This is a genomic window from Mangrovimonas sp. ST2L15 (assembly GCF_001280515.1).
Taxonomy (GTDB): Bacteria; Bacteroidota; Bacteroidia; order Flavobacteriales; family Flavobacteriaceae; genus Mangrovimonas; species Mangrovimonas futianensis.
In genome coordinates, this window is record NZ_LBIQ01000035.1 from 86,753 (window position 1) to 105,199 (window position 18,447).

Below are 18,447 nucleotides of genomic sequence, written 5' to 3' on the forward strand. Positions count from 1 at the left end.
GGATGCAACAAACAACTAATACCATACTTATGGTTCGCCCTATTAATTTTAGGATGAACGAACAAACGGCCGTTAACAATTATTACCAAAAAGTACTGGATAATTTAATGCCACAAACGGTGAATGCCAAGGCTCAACAAGAATTTGATACCTATGTAGATAAATTGAGAGCTAAGGGAATTCAAGTGATTGTTGCTCAAGATTCAAGCGAATTTGATACCCCAGATTCCATTTTCCCTAATAATTGGATTTCATTCCATCAGTCTGGTAATATTGCGCTATATCCTATGTTTGCTGAAAACAGAAGATTGGAACGTCGCGAGGATATTTTGGAGCAAATAGAGAATGATGGATTCCATATTGATCAAGTTTTTGATTATACTTCGGCAGAGGAAGAAGATATATTTCTAGAAGGAACAGGCAGTATTGTTTTAGATAGAAAACATCAGAAAGCCTATTGCGCACTTTCACCAAGAGCAGACGAAGACCTTTTTATAGAATTTTGTGAAGATTTTGAATATACTCCCATTATATTTCACGCATTCCAAACGTTTAATAATGAGCGAAAGTTGATTTACCACACCAATGTCATGATGTGTGTTGCAGAAACGTTTGCTGTTATTTGTTTGGATTGTATTGACGATAAAAAGGAGCGAAAAGCTGTAGCAAATAGTTTGAAAGAAGACGGTTTGGAGCTTATTTCTATTTCAGAGGAACAAGTCAATAATTTTGCCGGTAATATGCTACAAGTGTCTGGGACAGAAAACCAAAAATATTTGGTAATGAGTCAGGCGGCCTATAATTCTTTAAAACCAGAACAAGTAAAGGCTATAGAAAAACACTGTGAAATTATTACAAGTTCTTTAGATACTATAGAAGCATGCGGAGGCGGAAGTGCCAGATGTATGATGGCAGAGGTGTTTTTACCAAAAGCCTAGTCTAAGTGCTGTGGTTTTGATTTAGGGAGTTCCACATAGAAAGTAGTTCCTACATTCAAATCACTCTCAACCCAAATTTGTCCATGGTTTAGCTCGACTAATTCTTTACAAATCGTCAAACCAAGACCAGTTCCTTTTTCATTGTTGGTTCCCGTTGTTGTGAAGGAAGTATTTTTAAAGAGTTTGTCAATATTCTCTTTGGAAATACCAACGCCGGTATCAGAAATGCTTATAATGGCTTTTCCTCCACTGATATGATTTGAAACAGTGATGGTATCACCTGGGCGGCTAAACTTGATGGCATTAGTCATTAAATTTTGAATAATGATTTCTACCATACTCTTGTCGGCATAAATAAAGTCCTTTAACGTTTTATCTCTCAATTTAATGGACTTATTCTGAAGTTTTTGCTCCAATAACTGTACTTTTTCCTCAAATACCTCCTGAACATCAAACAAGGTAGGTTTGGCCTCCAAAGATTGCATTTGTGATTTGGACCAATTCAATAGATTGAAAAGTAGAAGGGAGGCATTGTTTGCGTTTTCACTAAGTTCAGGAATTAGGTTGTTGAATTCTTCCTTGGTCAAAGAACCATCCCTAAGTAAATCAATAAACCCTTTGATGGATGTCAAAGAGTCTTTTAGGTCATGGGAAACAATAGAAAATAACTTGTCCTTAACTTTATTTATTTCTTCTAGGTGTTGCGCCTGTTCTGAGAGCGCTTCCTTTTGAAGTTCAATTTTTTTGTTTTTCTCCTCTAACTCACGCATGTATTTAATGCGATTGTTTCGTTTCATGTAAATGAGTACCAAAAATGTAGATACTACCAAAAGTGCTCCTATCAAAGCATAGAAAATAAGCTTTAATCTATTAAGTTCTTTTTGACTGTCCAGAACTTGTTGCTCAGTAACTAAATCTGTTTCAGGGGTAGGCTCCTTTGTTTTAGTAGTTAAGTCTGGAGTAAATAATAAATTGCTAGTATATGACCTCTCAAAATTAGGACGGTTTTCATCATCTATGTCGCTTTTGAGATCGTAATATTTTCTCTGCCAAACGAAAGCACGGTCGTATTTCTTTTTAGTCGAATCTAAAGCCTTTAAAAGTTTGTAGTTTTTTAATTGCTCGCTTTTATTGTCAACTTTTTCAGCAATGCTTAAAGCTTCCATCAATTGATCTTCAGCATACTTCAAATAACTTCTTTGCAAGTTTAGGTCACCTAAGGCATTTAAAGAGATAAGGAGACCGTTTTCATTCTTTGTGCGTCTGTTCAGTTTTAATCCTTCAACCAAATAATCTGCCGATTTCTCATAGTCTTTAAAAAGTAAATATTCTCCACCAAGTTTGGGAAGAATTTCACCTCTTACAGAATCATTGGAAGCGGCAACTATCAAAGCTTTTTCGTAATAGTCTATTGCTTTACGGTTTTCACGTTTTTGAGAATACAATTCGGCTAACCTTTGTAAAGTATTAATGGAACCTTGTTTGTTAAGCTGTTTTTCAAGCTCCAAAGTTTTCTCGTAAAACTCAATGGCCTTTTCATAGTTGTGAATACTATGATAGGCATTTGCTAAGTTATTATAGGCACACAGCAGGTCTTTTGTGAGTCCTCGTTTTTCAAAAATATCAATGGCTGAAAGTGAAAATTCTAACCCTTTTTCATAATTGCCTCTTTCTATCTCAATCAAACCGATACGGTTGTTCACCTTAGCTAAACTTAAAGTATCCTGTAGTTTGGAATAAAGTTCTTTTGATTTTAGGTAGTTATTGACAGCATTGATATAGTCTCCTTTTTCGGCATATATAAGAGCTTTGAAATAAGTGATTTCAGCAATACCTACTTCAAAGTTTAAATCGTTTGATAGCTTCTCACTTTGGGAAATATATTGTAGAGCCTTTGTATATTCTTGGGAATCGTATAGCGATTGAATAAGCCTTAAAGACGTTTTAACCTTTGCCGTATCTGGTTTTTGAAAAGCTAACTGAATAGTAAGACTATCTTGTTCCCTTGTTTGTGAGAAACAAAAATTACTTACCAATAGAAAGGCAATTAAAGTAGTTAACTTTTTCATTATAACGGTCACCGCAACATGTTTAAGCTAAGTTAGCTTACTCTAATTACAAGTGTAAAGTCTTTAGTTAGTTTAAGAAAATTCATTTGGGGTCTAAATAGCATTGACAAACAAATTTTGTAAAAAGGCTATTCTTTAACTAATTTATGCGTTTTATTGCCAAAAAATTAGACGAAAGGATGCCTTATTTTTTCGCCCGATTTTTGAACTTCGACAAAAGGCAAATATATAGGAATAACGGCACTTTTGTCGATGAAATGCACAATTTTAAAAATGGATTTAGCTGATGCATTTCGTCGATTTTTTTCATGAAATGGATTCGCTTTTGGTCATTTTTTAAACAGATAAATTCTTCTAAAGTTTATCGAATTTCCCTACATAAAATTTTAAATTTGCACATTCATTTAAAGTTAAGACAATGAACCTTCAGGACACCCTCGCTCAACACGTTAAGGAAGCAGTAAAAAATATTTACGGCCAAGAATTGGAAACTGTAGAATTTCAAGCCACCAGAAAGGAATTTGCTGGCGATATTACCGTTGTTGTATTTCCCATGCTGCGAGTGGTAAAAGGAAATCCGGTGCAGATTGGTGAAGCCATTGGAGAACACTTGGTGAAACATGTTGAGACCGTAAAGGGATACAATGTGGTCAAAGGGTTTTTGAATGTAGAAATTGATCCACAATTTTACTTGGACTTTTTTAATGGAATGAAAGGACAAACCAATTACGGATTTGTTCCGGTTCAGGAAGGTGAAAAGTCCATGATGGTAGAATATTCTTCTCCCAATACCAACAAACCACTACACTTGGGGCATATCAGAAATATTTTGTTGGGTTATAGTGTTTCTGAAATTCTAAAAGCATCTGGTAAAAAGGTTTATAAGACACAAATCATTAACGACCGAGGGATTCATATTTGTAAGAGTATGTTGGCTTGGAAACGCTTCGGAAATGGTGAAACTCCAGAGTCTTCAGATATTAAGGGAGACAAATTGGTAGGGAATTACTACGTTAAATTTGACCAGGAATACAAGAAGGAGATTACAGAATTAATGGCTGCCGGAAAAACCGAAGAGGAGGCTAAAGCGGAAGCACCTATTTTATTGGAAGCCCAGGAAATGCTCAGAAAATGGGAGGCAGGTGATCCAGAAGTAGTTACTTTATGGAAAACCATGAACGGTTGGGTATATAAAGGGTTTGATGTTACTTATGAGAATTTGGGTGTCAATTTTGATTGCTTGTATTATGAAAGCGATACTTATTTGCTTGGAAAAGAAGTTGTCGCAATTGGACTGGAAAAAGGGGTCTTCTTCAAGAAGGAGGATGGTTCAGTATGGTGTAATTTGACGGATGAAGGCTTGGATGAAAAGTTGGTGTTGAGAGCAGACGGAACAGCTGTTTACATGACTCAAGATATTGGTACGGCTATACAAAGAATCAAGGATTATCCAGATGTGGGTGGCTTGGTTTATACCGTAGGGAACGAACAGGATTACCACTTTAAGGTGCTGTTTTTGATTTTGCAGAAATTGGGATATGATTGGGCGCAACACCTGTACCATTTGAGTTATGGAATGGTCGATCTTCCTAGTGGGAAAATGAAAAGTAGAGAGGGAACCGTGGTAGATGCCGATGATTTGATTCAAGAAATGGCCGATACAGCCGAGGAGATTTCAGAGGAATTAGGTAAACTGGACGGTTATTCTGAAGGAGAGAAAAAAGACCTGTACCAAACCATTGGTTTGGGGGCTTTGAAATATTATATCTTAAAGGTCGATCCTAAGAAGCGTATTCTTTTTGATCCTAAGGAATCTATCGATTTCCAAGGGAATACCGGACCTTTTATTCAATATACCTATGCGAGAATTCAATCCATTCTTAGAAAAGCGGATGGTTTGGATTTAACAGCTGAAATTACAGACATCGAACTTCACGAAAAAGAACAGGAACTTCTGAAACAAATGCAACTGTTCCCAGAAGTGATTCAACAGGCTGCTGAAAATTTAAGTCCGGCGTTGATTGCTAATTATGTGTACGACTTGGTGAAGGAGTTCAATTCGTTCTATCAAAATGTATCCATTTTAGGCGCTGATGATGCCAACGAAAAAATATTTAGAGTGCAATTGGCGCATTCGGTAGGACAGATTATTAAAAACGGGTTTAGTTTGTTGGGGATTCAGGTGCCTGATAGAATGTAGAATCCTGCTTTAAATATTATAAAAAGGGCACTGTAATTTACAGTGCCCTTTTTATTTTCAATACATTAATAGGTAATTATTTCTTGTTTTGTTGATCTTTGATGGTTTTTTTATCAATATCAAAATCGTTGGTATCGATATTCCTATTCCCAGTTGGGTTGGTAGGATTAGTTTGCTCTTTTTTACGTTTAAACTTTCTTTTGTCTTCTGTAATACTCATCATTTTTGTTTTTTGGGTTTATAAATAAGATAAGCAATAGAAACTCTAATTTTATTAAAACTATCCTAAAATCAGTCAATGATCTTGTTTACAAACTCAGAAATGTTTTGTGTTCCTTTTTCAGTTACATGCTTTATAAACGCACTTCCTATGATGGCGCCTTTAGCAAATTGGGTCGCGGTTTGAAAGGTTTCTTTATTGTTGATCCCAAAACCAATAATTTGTGGATTGTTGAGGTTCATATCTGCAATCCGTTTAAAATAGGCTTGTTGCTCCTCTCCAAATCCAGATTGTGATCCGGTGGTGCTCGCCGAACTAACCATGTAGATAAATCCGTTGGATGTGGAATCGATATACCTAATGCGTTCCTCTGAAGTTTGTGGTGTAATCAAGAAAATGTTAGTCAGGCCATGGGCTTCAAAAATAGCTTGGTATTGTTTGTGGTAAACATCCACAGGTAAATCGGGGATGATGAGTCCGTCAATACCTATTTCCGAACACTTTTGGCAGAATTTTTCAATGCCGTACTGTAACATCGGGTTGAAATATCCCATTAAAATCAACGGAATGGAAACCGATTTTCTAATGTCCTTGAGTTGTTCAAAAAGAACTTCCGTAGTCATTCCGTTTTTTAACGCTTGAGTCGAACTTTCCTGAATGGTAGGGCCGTCTGCCAAGGGATCACTAAACGGTAATCCGATTTCTATAAAATCCACACCAGCCTGTTCCAAATCTTTTATGATATTGACGGTATCATTCAAATGGGGGTAACCTGCCGTAAAGTAAATGGAAAGGAGTTTTTTATCTTCCAGTAATTTGTTTTGAATTCGGTTTGCCATCTTATAGATTAAAATAGTTGATATACGTTTCTAAGTCTTTGTCTCCGCGTCCCGAGAGACATAATACCACAATGTCGTCGGGATTAAACGTCTTTTTGTTTAAGGCCGCCAAAGCATGCGCACTTTCTATAGCGGGAATGATGCCTTCCAATTGACACAATTCCATACCAGATTTCATGGCCTCGTCATCCGTAATTGCAATAAACTCGGCACGTCCTGATTGGTGCAAATGAGCATGTAACGGACCCACCCCAGGATAATCCAATCCTGCGGAAATGGAGTAGGGTTCGGTTATTTGACCGTCCGGGGTTTGCATCAAAAGGGTTTTACTACCATGAATAATCCCTTCGTGACCCAATACCGACGTAGCAGCACTTTCACCTGAATCAATACCATGGCCTGCGGCTTCAACAGCAATCAGCTTTACATCGACATCATCTAAATAATGATAGTAAGCACCGGCTGCATTACTGCCGCCACCTACACAAGCCATGACATAATTGGGGTTTTCTTTGCCTTCCTTTTCTAATAACTGCTTTTTGGTTTCTTCAGAAATGATGCTTTGAAATCGAGCGACCATATCGGGATACGGATGGGGGCCCACCACACTGCCAATGATGTAATGGGTGTCCACCGGATTGTTAATCCAATCCCTAATGGCTTCATTGGTAGCGTCTTTAAGCGTTTTACTTCCCGAAGTAGCCGGAATCACAGTCGCTCCCAACATCTTCATTCTGGCTACATTGGGTGCTTGTCTGGCAATATCAATTTCTCCCATATAAACCACACACTCAATACCCATTAGGGCGCAAACTGTGGCAGTAGCCACTCCATGCTGTCCGGCACCTGTTTCGGCAATGATCCTTTTTTTACCCAATCTTTTGGCAACCAATATTTGTCCAATTGTATTGTTGATTTTATGGGCACCTGTGTGATTGAGATCTTCACGTTTTAGATAGATTTTGGTGCCGTAATGTTCTGAAAGACGTTTGGCAAAGTATAATGGAGAGGGTCGACCAACATAATCCCTCAATAGCTGATGGAATTCTTCTTGAAACGAAGGGTCTTCCATGATTTGGATATAGTTTTGTTTTAACTCTTCCACATTCGGATAGAGCATTTCGGGAATATAGGCGCCGCCAAATATTCCATAATATCCGTCTTTATCGATGTGATAGCTCATAATTCAGATTTAAATTCTTTAAGTTTTTGAACGTTTTTTAGTCCAGGCTCGATTTCAAATTGACTGTTGACGTCAACTGCCAAACAGTGTTTGGATAGGGGCGATTTTAAGAAGGTTTTCAATTGGGGTGCTTCATCCAAGCCAATACCACCACTTAATATGAACGGCTTTTCGGAAGGATATCCTTCCAAAGCGTTCCAATCAAAAGTATAGCCGTTTCCCCCTGGGAGTTTTCCTTTAGTGTCAAAAAGGAAGGCATCAACATATGTTTCATAGGGTTGAAATTTTTTAAAATCAAAATGATTAGAAATAGAGAACACTTTAATGATTTCCAATTTGGGAAAATAATGCTTCAACGCTTTACAAAGGTCAGGAGATTCATCCCCGTGCAGTTGGACCGCCTGTAATTGATACGTGTTTATTTTGGAAGTGATTTCGTCCAAAGAGGCATTTACAAAGACCCCCACTTTTTTGATGCTTTCCGATATCTCAGGGATGTCACCATCAAAATAACGGGCAGATTGATCATAAAAAATAAAGCCCATATAGTCAGGTTGCAATTGACTAACTGCCTGGATGTTTTCCCCATATTTCATGCCGCACACCTTCAATTTCATGACTCAAGTTGTTTAATAAATTCCAGAGCACTTTCACCTGGCTCATCTGTTTTCATAAAATTCTCGCCTATCAAAAATCCCTTATATCCAAAAGGCTGCAATGCCTTGATAGCCTCAACCGAATTGATACCGCTTTCAGACACTTTAACAAAATCATTTGGAATTTGCGATGCCAAATCTTTACTGATCTCCAAACTTACCTCAAAGGTTTTAAGGTTGCGATTATTAACGCCAATCATATCCAAACTTGGCATGATGGATTTTTCCAATTCAGTTAAATTGTGAACTTCCAAAAGGACTTCTAGGTTTAGGGATTTGGCTAGTTCTGAAAACTTCTTGATTTCTTGTTGTGTTAAAACAGCAGCAATAAGTAGAATCACATCCGCACCATAAGCTTTAGCCTCGATGATTTGGTACTCATCGATGATGAATTCTTTCCGAAGTAAAGGAAGTTGGCATGAGGCTCTAGCAAGTAACAAATCATCTAAAGAACCCCCAAAATATTTTCCATCCGTTAAAACAGACATCCCACAAGCGCCAGCTTTTTCATATCCCTTGGCTACGGCTTCAACGTCTAAGTTTTGATTTATAACTGCTTTTGAGGGCGAACGTCTTTTGTGTTCGGCAATAATACCTGAAGCACTTTTTTTTAGGGCTGAACACAAGGAAAATGTGGGTTTTGAAAATAAAACTGAGGATTCCAATTGGGATAAAGGAATCAAACCTTTTTTAAGACTGACCTCTTGGCGTTTATCGTTAATGATTTGGTCTAAAATGGTCATTTGCTTAATTCAATTAGGGTTTCAAATTGTTCTCTAGCTGCGCCGCTTAATAGGGAGTCAACCGCTTCACCAAAGCCATCTTGGATGGAGCATCCTTTGGCGGTTGAAATAGCCAAAGCGGCGTTAGCACAGACCACATTATTTTGGGCTTCGGTACCTTGTCCCATGATAATATGTTCAAAGATTTTCGCTGAACTTTCTATGGTTTCTCCACCATGAATTGTTGATTGGTCATATCTTGGAGAATAAAAATGCTCTGGTGTTAGAATCAGTTCTTCTTGATTTTTGACTATTTTGGCATCACTGGTCAGTGAAATTTCATCATAGCCGTCCATGGCATGAACGATGCAGTAATTTTTATTTGAATTTTCATAAAGGTAACTGTACAGCCTTAGTAATTCCAAGCTAAAAACTCCTACTAATTGGTTCTTTGGAAAGGCTGGATTCACCATAGGACCTAGCATATTGAAAAAGGTTTTGACGCCTAATTCCCGTCTGATGGGCGCTACATGTTTCATAGCGGGATGGAAAAGTGGGGCATGCAAAACACAAATATTCGCTTTGTCTAAACAGGTTTTTAAAAAATCAATATCACTACTGAATTTAATTCCGAAGTATTCCATCACATTACTGGATCCTGAAACAGATGATACACCATAGTTACCATGTTTGGTCACAGGAATTCCAGCGCCAGCAGTTACAAAGGACGCCAGTGTTGAGATATTGAATGTGTTTTTTCCATCACCACCAGTACCACATAAATCAATGGTGTTGTATCCTTCCAATTCTACTGGAATGCACAACTCTAATAAGGCGTCTCTAAACCCTTGCAGCTCCTCAACTGTGATGGTGCGCATCATGTAAACGGTCAAGAAGGAAGCAATTTGGCTTTGGTTGTAATCACCTTTTGAAATGTTCACCAAGACTTGTTTGGCCTCTTCTGTTGAGATGCTCTCTTGGTTGATCAATCTATTTAAAATGTTTTTCATCTTAACTATTTATCCAGTTTTTCAACATGTCTTTACCGTTTGGTGTTAATACGGATTCGGGGTGAAATTGGACCCCTTTAACATCTAGCGTTTTGTGTCTTAGAGACATGATTTGTCCGTTTTCATCAAATGAAGTAGCTTCCAATTCATCTGGAAGCTCATTGATGACCACCCACGAATGATACCGGCCTACTTCCATTTGCTTTGGTAGATTCTTGAAAATAGGTTCGTCATCTACACAAACATCAATAGTAGTAGCGACACCATGATAAACGGTGTCCAAATTTTGTAAACTTCCCCCAAAAACCTCGCCTATGGCTTGCTGTCCCAAACAAACCCCGAAAATACTTTTGGAGTTGGCATAAGTCTTAATAATATCCTTTAATAGGCCTGCTTCATTCGGAATACCTGGGCCAGGGGATAATAGGATCTTTTCAAAGGGTTCTACTTCTTCTAATGTTAATTGGTCATTTCTTATGACTGTCACATCACAATCCAAATCCTCTAAATAGTGCACCAAGTTATAAGTGAAACTATCGTAATTATCTATGACTAAAATCTTTTTCATTTTATAAGGTTTCTGCTAGTTCGATGGCTTTTGTTAAAGCACCAAGTTTGTTATACACTTCCTGTAATTCTTGGTCTGGATTGGATTTTGATACCAGGCCAGCACCAGCTTGCCAATGTAATTCATGGTTTTTGCTTAAAAAGGTCCGGATCATGATGGCGTGGTTGAAATTACCTTGGAAGTCCATAAAACCAATAGCGCCACCATAGAACTCCCTGCTTGTTTTTTCATATTGTTCTATTAATTGCATAGCGCGGTGTTTAGGAGCACCACTAAGGGTTCCAGCAGGAAAAGTATCGGCGACTACCTCCATGGTAGTTGATTCTTTATCTTTCATACTAGTTACCTTGCTTACTAAATGAATCACATGGGAGAAAAACTGAACTTCTCGATAGGTTTCAACTTGCACTTGACGACCATGTCGGCTTAGGTCATTTCTGGCCAAATCTACCAACATCACATGTTCGCTATTTTCTTTTTGGTCTTCTGATAGCTTTTTGGCTAACTCGGCATCTTGTTCATCATTTCCGGTTCTTCTAAAGGTTCCCGCAATGGGATGAATTTCTGCTTTTCCTTCTTTAACGATAAGTTGCGCCTCTGGCGAACTTCCGAAGATCTTAAAGTCACCATAGTCAAAATAAAAGAGATAAGGGGAAGGGTTTATACTTCTTAAAGCGCGATACACATTGAATTCATCACCCTTGAACCTTTGAGTGAACTTTTTGGATAGGACAAGCTGAAAGACGTCACCTCGCGCACAATGTTTTTTTGCCAGTTCCACATGACCTTTATATTCGTCATCAGTTAAATTGGATTGCGTTTCACCGTCTGGTTGGAATGAAAAAGAGGTAAAGTTTTTAGATTGTATGGCATGATGGATTTCGTCAATGTTGTTTTCTGAATTAAAACAATGAGCAAAAATATAGGCCTCATTCTTAAAGTGATTGATTGCAATGATATTTTGGTAAACAGCATAAAAAACATCGGGAATACCTAACGTCCCTTCTTTTTTTGAAATATCAACGTCTTCAAAATAAGTGACGGCATCATAAGCCATATATCCGAAAATGCCATTATTAATAAATTTAAAATGGGCATCAGAGTTGACTCGAAAACGTCTAGTGAATTTGTGGATCTTCTCAGAAACTTGGGTTTCTTTGTCAATTTTAGAAGACATTTGACTACCATCTGGGAAGGTTTCTGTGATTTCGTGATTCTTAATTTTAAAGGTGGCGATTGGGTTGCAACAGATGTATGAGAAACTGTTGTCATTGGTATGGTAATCACTACTTTCCAATAAAATGCTTTTAGGATATTTATCCCTAAGCTTTAAGTAAATGCTCACAGGGGTAATGGTGTCTGCGAGGATTTTTTTGTAATGGGTGTAAAGGCTGAATTTCTTCATTTTTTTCAATTAAAAAAGGCTTGTCGTGAAGACAAGCCTTTATATTTTTAGATAAATATACAATAGGAAATCTACTTCACGAAGTTTGATTTTCGGAAGCTCCACCACCAATTGTTATTTAATAAATGTTTCATTCTGTTTGAAATAGAGTTCAAAGATAGAAATCCTAAATTGATTTTCAAATAGTTTTGATTTTTTTATGATGGGGGGAATACTTGTTAAGGGATCTTATAATTCATATATTATGGGTATTTTATAATCTTTTGTTAAAAACCAAAGCCTCTTTAAATACCCTTGTTAACTTTAACTTATGAATAAAATGATCTTATGGATTGCGTTGCTTCTTGCCTTCAGTTGCAAGGAGAACCAATCGTCTCATCCTGAATCTTCTGTCGATGAGGTTCCGGCGGTTGAAGAAACTAAAGTTGAAAGTCCAGAAGTGGCTTTGGAGATCTACGATTTTGATGGTCTCGAGAGTCTTTTGAATAAAAAGGATGAAAAGACGTATGTGGTAAATTTTTGGGCGACTTGGTGTGTGCCTTGTGTCAAAGAGCTTCCTCATTTCGAGGAATTAAATCAAAAATATAAAGATGAGGATGTGGAAGTGCTTTTGGTGAGCTTGGATTTTCCAAACCAATATGATAGTAAATTGAAGCCGTTTATCCAAGAGAAAAAGCTGACCTCTAAAGTGGTTGCTTTGAACGACCCTGATATGAACACATGGATTCCTAAAGTGGATGAAGGTTGGTCTGGCGCTATTCCCGCAACAGTTATCTATAATAAGGAAACCAGAAAATTCTTTGAGAAATCATTTACGCTTGAAGAATTGGAGAATGAACTAAAACCTTTTTTAAACTAAAATACCTATGAAAACTTTACAAACTTTATTAGTAATGGTGGTTTTCGTCGCCTTATCTGCTTTCACTATAAAGAGTGATAGCGATGGTTATAAAATTGGCGATATGGCGACCGATTTTGAACTAGAGAATATTGATGGGACTATGGTCTCTTTATCTGATTACAAAGACGCAAAAGGATTTATTGTTGTTTTTACTTGTAATACCTGTCCATATGCCATCGCTTATGAAGATCGAATTATCGCTTTAGACAAGAAATATGCATCAAAAGGGTATCCTGTTATTGCTATTATGCCCAACAATACCGATGTGAAACCAGGAGATAGTATGGAAGAAATGAAAGCAAGAGCCAAAGCCAAAGGCTACACCTTTCCTTACTTAATGGATAAAGGACAAAAAATTTATCCACAATACGGCGCTACCAAAACACCTCATGTTTATGTGCTACAAAAAACTTCAAAAGGAAATGAAGTTAAATATATTGGAGCTATAGATGATAATTTCCAAGACGCGAACGCTGTGAACCAAAAGTATGTTGAAGATGCAGTTGATGCTCTTTTAGCTGGAAAAGAAATTAAAGAAAAGACCACAAGAGCTATTGGTTGTACCATTAAGGTGTAACTAAAGTGAATGTTTAGTGAGTTTTAAGAAATCCGAGGGGTACTAACTCTTCGGATTTTTTCGTTAATATTTCGGAAGAAACATTAATTTTGTTCCAAACCTTTTTAAACAAACATATGGCAGATCTATCACAAGAAACGTGGATGGAGCAATTATCACATGATGAAAATGCAGTGATCTTAGATGTAAGAACCGAAGAAGAATTAGAGGAGTTAGGTATGATTCCTAATGCTCTACATTTGGATATTTACGAGTCACAGGAATTCATGGATGAAATTCAAAAATTTGATAAAAATAAATCCTACTATATCTATTGCCGTTCTGGGGTTAGAAGCGGGCAAGCTTGTTCCATTTTAAACCAAATAGGCATTGATAAAGCCTACAACCTTTTGGGTGGTTTTATAGAATGGGAAGGTGATGTAGTAACAAAGTAATTGGTTATGAAAAAATGGGTATTCCTTTTCCTGATGTCAATTTTGTTGGCAGTGTCAAGCTGTATTAATGAAAATTATGACGGAATAGAGGAAATTAGCACGGAAGAAATGCAAACTTTACTGGAAATGGATGATGTGCAACTATTGGATGTCAGAACACCGGAGGAGTTTGACGAGGGCTTTATTGCTGGTGCCCAAAATATTGATTTTGAATCGGAAACCTTTAATGAGGATATTCAAAAACTGGACAAAACAAAACCTGTAATTCTTTATTGCCGCACCGGAGGCAGAAGCGCTAGATGTGCCAAAAAGATGATTGAAGCTGGATTTGTAAAAGTCTATGATTTGGACGGCGGTATTTCGGCATGGGAGCACGAAGGCTTAAAAGTCATTTTACCAGAATAATTTTTTCCCTGATTTATAGAATGGAAAATAGTTTGTAAATCATACATGTATTTTTTGGATACTACATTTCATAAGAAACTCTTAATTCTAATGCCTATTTTGAAATCTATTTTTACCTTTTAGACGTATAAACTTATTAGTTAACAGGAACTAAAGATTTCAAATCCTATTTTGTGAATAAAAAAACTAGAGCTAACAAAAAAAAATGGCTTTCCAAACTTCTTAAGATAATTGGTGCCTTGGCACTGTTTTCATTACTTTTTTTTCTAAGTATTTATGTGGGATTATGGGGTAGCTTACCCTCAAAGAAGGATTTAAAGAATTTCAAACAAGCAGAGGCTAGTATTGTATTTGATCACAATCAAAAAATCCTTGGGAAATATTTTGTTTTTGATAGGCAGATTGTCAAATATGAGGACTTGCCAAAATATCTAGTGGATGGATTGGTAGCGACCGAGGATGCTAGATTCTACGACCATCATGGTATTGACTACACCAGTTTTTTTAGGGTGGCCTTCAAAAGTATTTTGATGCAAGATGCATCGAGTGGTGGAGGTAGTACTATCACACAACAATTAGCCAAAAATTTATTTGGTCGCAAGAGCTATGGGCCATTTTCAATGCCAGTTAATAAAATAAAGGAGATGATTACTGCCTCTCGCATTGAAGAGGTTTACAGTAAAGAAGAAATTATTGAACTATACCTGAATACCGTCCCGTTTAGTGAGAATACCTTTGGTATTGAGAGTGCTTCCCAAAAATTCTTTAATACCAATACCCAAAACCTTAGCTTATCAGAGGCAGCTACATTAGTTGGTACTTTAAAAGCTAATCACAGCTACAACCCTAGATTGTTTCCAGAAAGAAGTCAGCTGAGAAGGGATGTTGTTCTTCAGCAAATGGAAAAATACGGTTACATCGATGAAATCAAGAGACAGGAAGTTAGTAACCAACCGCTGGAAATTGATTATCATAAATTTTCATATAATGAAGGCTTAGGCTCTTATTTTAGAGAGCATGTAAGGCTTGAGGCGGAAGCTATTTTGGATTCTATCAAAAACGAAAATGGATCATCTTATAATTTGTACACAGATGGGTTGAAAATTACTACCACCCTGGATAATGGCATGCAAACCTATGCAGAACGGGCTACAGATAAGCACATGGGAAAATTGCAACAACAGTTTGAGGCTTCTTATGGAAATTCAGCACCTTGGATTACGGATGAAAAGCTATTAAATCAATTGGTGAAAAATCTTCCCAAGTATAAGGAACTTCAGAAAAAAGGATTATCTGAATCACAAATTTTAGATTCTCTGAAAAGAAAGGAAAAGAAATCTCTTTTCACCCTTGAGGGAGATACCATTATGGAGGTGTCAACCATTGATAGTTTAAAACACTATCTCAAGTTTTTAAATGCTGGTTTTGTGGCCTTAGATCCACATACGGGAGCAGTAAGGGCTTATGTGGGGGGTATCAACTTTGAGCATTTTAAATATGATCATGTGAGTATGGGAAAGCGACAAGTGGGTTCTACCTTTAAACCAATTGTCTATACGGCAGCCATAGAAAATGGAATGGATCCGTGCACTTATTTCTCTATTAAGGAAGTAACATATACGGATCAAGAAGGATGGACTCCTTCAAATGCCTCTAAAGATGAGAATGATCCTCATATGAATTACTCTTTAGAAAAAGCCTTAAGTCATTCGGTTAATACGATTGCCGTTAAAGTTTTGGATGAGGTGGGTATACTGCCTGTAGTGCAGCTTGCAGAAAATATGGGAATAACCTCCGAATTGCCAGAAGTCCCTTCCTTGGCCTTAGGAACAGCAGAACTTTCACTTCTTGAGTTGTCTACTGCCTATACCGGATTTGCAAATTCCAATGTTTCGGTGAAACCATATTTTATTAATAAAATAGAAGATAGATCAGGAACTGTTTTATATGAGTATAGGCCTGAAGCTTCTTTTCAACCGGCTTATTCAGACAGAACCAGAGAAACCATGATAGAGTTTATGAAGTCTACTGTAAATGAAGGGACCGCCAGACGTCTTCGCTCAACCTATGGTTTAAAGAATGATATCGCAGGTAAAACGGGAACTACACAGGATAATAAAGATGGTTGGTTTGTTGGGATTACGCCCCATTTAATTATGGCATCTTGGGTAGGAAATGACCACCATCAAATAGGTTTTAAAACAACAGCTATAGGACAAGGTGCCAACTCGGCTTTGCCTATTGTTGCTAATTTTTTAGTTGAGTTGAATAATGGCCGAGACTATCGAACTTATACTTTGGCTCAATTTAATGCTCCTTCAAAAGAAGTCTTGGAATCTTTGGACTGTAATCCCGAAAAGCGAGATGGGTTTTTTAAACGTCTTTTTGGGAAAAAGAAAAAAGAAAAAGAGTTTGGAAAATAGAACGACTTCAAACTGATGGCGACAAAATATCGATTGTAAATGATTGATTTTTAAATGATAATATGTATTTTTTAGATAATCGTTTTGTCGTTAAATTAATTGAAAATGCTCCATATTAAAAATTTTAACCTATATTTATCCTTACCCAGAAGTTAATCCGAATTGAAAAGTACGTTTATTAGATGATAAAAAATCTGGAATAGAATAAATTCCAGAATGAGACGTTTTTAATGAAGATTAACCCAAATCTACTACCAAATGAAGAACCTACTATTTTTGTTAATACCCTTTTGGGTATGCGGACAAAGTTATGTCATGCCGAATGTAAACGGTAAGGGGATAACGACTGATGTTATGAACGATACCTTGAAAATTACAAGTCTTACCAAAATCAAGGATGTAGAAATTTTTAGTGACGAATTTAATTATGAGGTACAAGTCAATGCCAATAAAATTGATATACCAATAGATAAAATGCCTATAGGTAGACATGCCTTAAGCATCATGGTTGGAAGAAGAATGATTATATATTGGCTAGTTGTGGACGGAATCTTGGAACCCAAAGGAGCTGTTACATATATGACTGATGATGATTAATAAAACTGAAAGGAATTATGATACTCAAACCCTGTAACTATGTTGCAGGGTTTTTTGTAGATACTATTAAAATGCTTTCACACTTCTGATAGAAAAATCAAAAACAAATGATTTATTAATCTGTCCAAGGCTCTCTTTCAGAAGCATTAACTATTTGGTTGCCATCAAAAAGGCTTAAACCATCCCAGGTGCTAAACCACACTTGCCCCTTATGATCCTGGAAGATGCTTTGAATGCCATTGGTTGCCAATCCGTCTGCCATTGTATATAGTTTGAATTCGTTACCATTGTAACAATAGACCCCTAGATTTTCAGCTGAAAACCAAATGTCACCTTGCTTGTCTTCAAAAAAATTATAGGTTTCGTTTCCTTTAATGATACCTTTTTCGGTGAAGTTGCTAAAGTCATTGCCGTCATAAGTGCTAACCCCACCATAATACGTGCCAATCCAAATGGTACCATTACTGTCTTCAAATAGGTCAGCTACACTATTGTCTGTTAGTCCATTTTCTTCGCTGTAAAATTCAAAAGTATGACCATTGTATTTGGTCACCCCATAACCATCATTTACGAACCATATCTTATTGTCTTTATCAATTAAAATATCACTAACTCTATTTTGTGATAGCATGGGTTCTGCATTGTATATTTGAGGCTTTGGCACCTCAAATGTTTTAAAGGTTTTACCATTAAAGGCGCTGACACCGCCAACTGTTCCAATCCAAATCAGCCCATTTCTATCAATTGATAAGGACCAAATTTCATTATCTATCAAGCCGTCTGCTACAGTATAATTTTTAAAGATATTACCGTTGTAATTGGTCAGGCCATTAGAGGTTCCAAACCATAAGTTGCCTTCTTGATCTTCTAAAATGGCTCTTACGGCATTTCCACCTATGCCATCTTTTGATGTGTAGTGTTTTAGTGAGTTATTATCATAGAATAAGATGCCATCATGGTTTGTTCCAAACCAATAATGTGCGTTTTTGTCTTGGAAAATTTGCCAAATAAACTCACTTACTTTACCATTAAAAGTCGCATGCTTTTTTGTTTTCTCTGCATAGTCTGGGAAGGGAGCGAATTCTGGGTTGTTTGCTTGGGGAGAAGTTTCAGAGGGCTTTTGAGGGATTTTGTTGTATCCTTTTTGATTGCAAGAAGTAGTAAATAGGAGTGAAAAAGCAACCCCTAAAATTTGAAGTGTCAAGTAAAAAAAATTTGTTGAAGACGATTTATTATTTTTTACTTCTGTTGTGAACATTTAAGTGCTTTTAAGAATTATTGATTGAAGATAACAAAAATG

Annotated in this window: 18 protein-coding genes; 8 read left to right on the plus strand and 10 right to left on the minus strand. The window is 36.9% G+C overall.

Annotated elements, in window-relative coordinates:
- Positions 1–2: 2 nt before the first annotated feature.
- On the plus strand, positions 3–938 hold the full coding sequence (gene ctlX, locus ZA07_RS13435) for a citrulline utilization hydrolase CtlX (protein WP_053972287.1): 936 nt from the start codon (positions 3–5) through the stop codon (positions 936–938).
- Here ctlX and ZA07_RS13440 read toward each other — a convergent pair.
- Positions 935–3,007, minus strand: a complete 2,073-nt coding sequence (locus tag ZA07_RS13440; protein WP_053972288.1) for a tetratricopeptide repeat protein — start codon at positions 3,005–3,007, stop codon at positions 935–937. The two genes, ctlX and ZA07_RS13440, sit on opposite strands and share 4 nt — an antisense overlap.
- A 418-nt stretch (positions 3,008–3,425) precedes the next feature.
- Here ZA07_RS13440 and argS point away from each other — a divergent pair, with 418 nt between their 5' ends.
- Complete coding sequence (gene argS, locus ZA07_RS13445; RefSeq protein WP_053972289.1) at positions 3,426–5,207, plus strand: arginine--tRNA ligase; 1,782 nt, start codon at positions 3,426–3,428, stop codon at positions 5,205–5,207.
- Between the two features lie 76 nt (positions 5,208–5,283).
- Here argS and ZA07_RS16045 read toward each other — a convergent pair whose 3' ends face one another.
- The 8 genes from ZA07_RS16045 to ZA07_RS13480 all read right to left on the minus strand — a co-directional run bounded on the left by ZA07_RS16045 (position 5,284) and on the right by ZA07_RS13480 (position 11,810).
- Positions 5,284–5,430, minus strand: a complete 147-nt coding sequence (locus tag ZA07_RS16045; RefSeq protein WP_157492152.1) for a hypothetical protein — start codon at positions 5,428–5,430, stop codon at positions 5,284–5,286.
- A 68-nt stretch (positions 5,431–5,498) separates the two neighbouring features.
- Complete coding sequence (gene trpA, locus ZA07_RS13450) at positions 5,499–6,266, minus strand: tryptophan synthase subunit alpha (RefSeq protein ID WP_053972290.1); 768 nt, start codon at positions 6,264–6,266, stop codon at positions 5,499–5,501.
- Between the two features lies 1 nt (position 6,267).
- Complete coding sequence (gene trpB, locus ZA07_RS13455; RefSeq protein WP_053972291.1) at positions 6,268–7,449, minus strand: tryptophan synthase subunit beta; 1,182 nt, start codon at positions 7,447–7,449, stop codon at positions 6,268–6,270.
- Complete coding sequence (locus ZA07_RS13460) at positions 7,446–8,066, minus strand: phosphoribosylanthranilate isomerase (RefSeq protein WP_053972292.1); 621 nt, start codon at positions 8,064–8,066, stop codon at positions 7,446–7,448. The genes trpB and ZA07_RS13460 overlap by 4 nt, the downstream gene beginning before the upstream one ends.
- On the minus strand, positions 8,063–8,848 hold the full coding sequence (gene trpC / locus ZA07_RS13465) for an indole-3-glycerol phosphate synthase TrpC (protein ID WP_053972293.1): 786 nt from the start codon (positions 8,846–8,848) through the stop codon (positions 8,063–8,065). Before trpC ends, ZA07_RS13460 begins: the two co-directional genes overlap by 4 nt.
- Positions 8,845–9,837 (minus strand): anthranilate phosphoribosyltransferase, encoded by a 993-nt coding sequence (trpD, locus tag ZA07_RS13470; RefSeq protein WP_053972294.1) that lies wholly within the window; start codon positions 9,835–9,837, stop codon positions 8,845–8,847. The genes trpC and trpD overlap by 4 nt, the downstream gene beginning before the upstream one ends.
- Before the next feature lies 1 nt (position 9,838).
- Positions 9,839–10,405: an aminodeoxychorismate/anthranilate synthase component II gene (locus tag ZA07_RS13475; RefSeq protein ID WP_053972295.1), complete on the minus strand. Its 567-nt coding sequence runs from the start codon at positions 10,403–10,405 to the stop codon at positions 9,839–9,841.
- 1 nt (position 10,406) lies between these two features.
- Complete coding sequence (locus ZA07_RS13480) at positions 10,407–11,810, minus strand: anthranilate synthase component I family protein (RefSeq protein WP_053972296.1); 1,404 nt, start codon at positions 11,808–11,810, stop codon at positions 10,407–10,409.
- A gap of 310 nt (positions 11,811–12,120) precedes the next feature.
- Here ZA07_RS13480 and ZA07_RS13485 point away from each other — a divergent pair, with 310 nt between their 5' ends.
- From ZA07_RS13485 to ZA07_RS13510, 6 genes are all read left to right on the plus strand, one after another.
- Entirely contained in the window at positions 12,121–12,669 is a 549-nt protein-coding gene (locus tag ZA07_RS13485) for a TlpA family protein disulfide reductase (protein ID WP_053972297.1), read from the plus strand.
- A gap of 7 nt (positions 12,670–12,676) precedes the next feature.
- Complete coding sequence (locus tag ZA07_RS13490; protein WP_053972298.1) at positions 12,677–13,288, plus strand: thioredoxin family protein; 612 nt, start codon at positions 12,677–12,679, stop codon at positions 13,286–13,288.
- A gap of 116 nt (positions 13,289–13,404) precedes the next feature.
- A complete protein-coding gene (locus ZA07_RS13495) occupies positions 13,405–13,722 on the plus strand; it encodes a rhodanese-like domain-containing protein (RefSeq protein WP_053972299.1) in 318 nt (105 codons plus the stop codon).
- A gap of 6 nt (positions 13,723–13,728) precedes the next feature.
- Entirely contained in the window at positions 13,729–14,127 is a 399-nt protein-coding gene (locus tag ZA07_RS13500) for a rhodanese-like domain-containing protein (RefSeq protein ID WP_053972565.1), read from the plus strand.
- Positions 14,128–14,300: 173 nt separating this feature from the next.
- The gene (locus ZA07_RS13505; protein WP_053972300.1) at positions 14,301–16,550 is read left to right on the plus strand and encodes a penicillin-binding protein 1A; all 2,250 of its coding nucleotides are present in this window, start codon (positions 14,301–14,303) and stop codon (positions 16,548–16,550) included.
- Positions 16,551–16,808: 258 nt separating this feature from the next.
- Positions 16,809–17,147: a hypothetical protein gene (locus ZA07_RS13510; RefSeq protein WP_157492153.1), complete on the plus strand. Its 339-nt coding sequence runs from the start codon at positions 16,809–16,811 to the stop codon at positions 17,145–17,147.
- A 115-nt stretch (positions 17,148–17,262) separates the two neighbouring features.
- Here the strand turns inward: ZA07_RS13510 and ZA07_RS13515 are convergent, their stop codons facing one another.
- Positions 17,263–18,405, minus strand: coding sequence for a two-component regulator propeller domain-containing protein (locus tag ZA07_RS13515; RefSeq protein ID WP_053972302.1), 1,143 nt, complete (start codon positions 18,403–18,405; stop codon positions 17,263–17,265).
- Positions 18,406–18,447: the final 42 nt, after the last annotated feature.

What these genes read in the sequence shown, in the direction of transcription:
- ctlX (WP_053972287.1), top strand. Translation starts at nt 3, where the DNA reads ATGCAACAAACAACTAATACCATACTTATGGTTCGCCCTATTAATTTT.
- ZA07_RS13440 (WP_053972288.1), bottom strand. Translation starts at nt 3,007, where the DNA reads ATGAAAAAGTTAACTACTTTAATTGCCTTTCTATTGGTAAGTAATTTT.
- argS (WP_053972289.1), top strand. Translation starts at nt 3,426, where the DNA reads ATGAACCTTCAGGACACCCTCGCTCAACACGTTAAGGAAGCAGTAAAA.
- ZA07_RS16045 (WP_157492152.1), bottom strand. Translation starts at nt 5,430, where the DNA reads ATGATGAGTATTACAGAAGACAAAAGAAAGTTTAAACGTAAAAAAGAG.
- trpA (WP_053972290.1), bottom strand. Translation starts at nt 6,266, where the DNA reads ATGGCAAACCGAATTCAAAACAAATTACTGGAAGATAAAAAACTCCTT.
- trpB (WP_053972291.1), bottom strand. Translation starts at nt 7,449, where the DNA reads ATGAGCTATCACATCGATAAAGACGGATATTATGGAATATTTGGCGGC.
- ZA07_RS13460 (WP_053972292.1), bottom strand. Translation starts at nt 8,066, where the DNA reads ATGAAATTGAAGGTGTGCGGCATGAAATATGGGGAAAACATCCAGGCA.
- trpC (WP_053972293.1), bottom strand. Translation starts at nt 8,848, where the DNA reads ATGACCATTTTAGACCAAATCATTAACGATAAACGCCAAGAGGTCAGT.
- trpD (WP_053972294.1), bottom strand. Translation starts at nt 9,837, where the DNA reads ATGAAAAACATTTTAAATAGATTGATCAACCAAGAGAGCATCTCAACA.
- ZA07_RS13475 (WP_053972295.1), bottom strand. Translation starts at nt 10,405, where the DNA reads ATGAAAAAGATTTTAGTCATAGATAATTACGATAGTTTCACTTATAAC.
- ZA07_RS13480 (WP_053972296.1), bottom strand. Translation starts at nt 11,810, where the DNA reads ATGAAGAAATTCAGCCTTTACACCCATTACAAAAAAATCCTCGCAGAC.
- ZA07_RS13485 (WP_053972297.1), top strand. Translation starts at nt 12,121, where the DNA reads ATGAATAAAATGATCTTATGGATTGCGTTGCTTCTTGCCTTCAGTTGC.
- ZA07_RS13490 (WP_053972298.1), top strand. Translation starts at nt 12,677, where the DNA reads ATGAAAACTTTACAAACTTTATTAGTAATGGTGGTTTTCGTCGCCTTA.
- ZA07_RS13495 (WP_053972299.1), top strand. Translation starts at nt 13,405, where the DNA reads ATGGCAGATCTATCACAAGAAACGTGGATGGAGCAATTATCACATGAT.
- ZA07_RS13500 (WP_053972565.1), top strand. Translation starts at nt 13,729, where the DNA reads ATGAAAAAATGGGTATTCCTTTTCCTGATGTCAATTTTGTTGGCAGTG.
- ZA07_RS13510 (WP_157492153.1), top strand. Translation starts at nt 16,809, where the DNA reads ATGAAGAACCTACTATTTTTGTTAATACCCTTTTGGGTATGCGGACAA.
- ZA07_RS13515 (WP_053972302.1), bottom strand. Translation starts at nt 18,405, where the DNA reads ATGTTCACAACAGAAGTAAAAAATAATAAATCGTCTTCAACAAATTTT.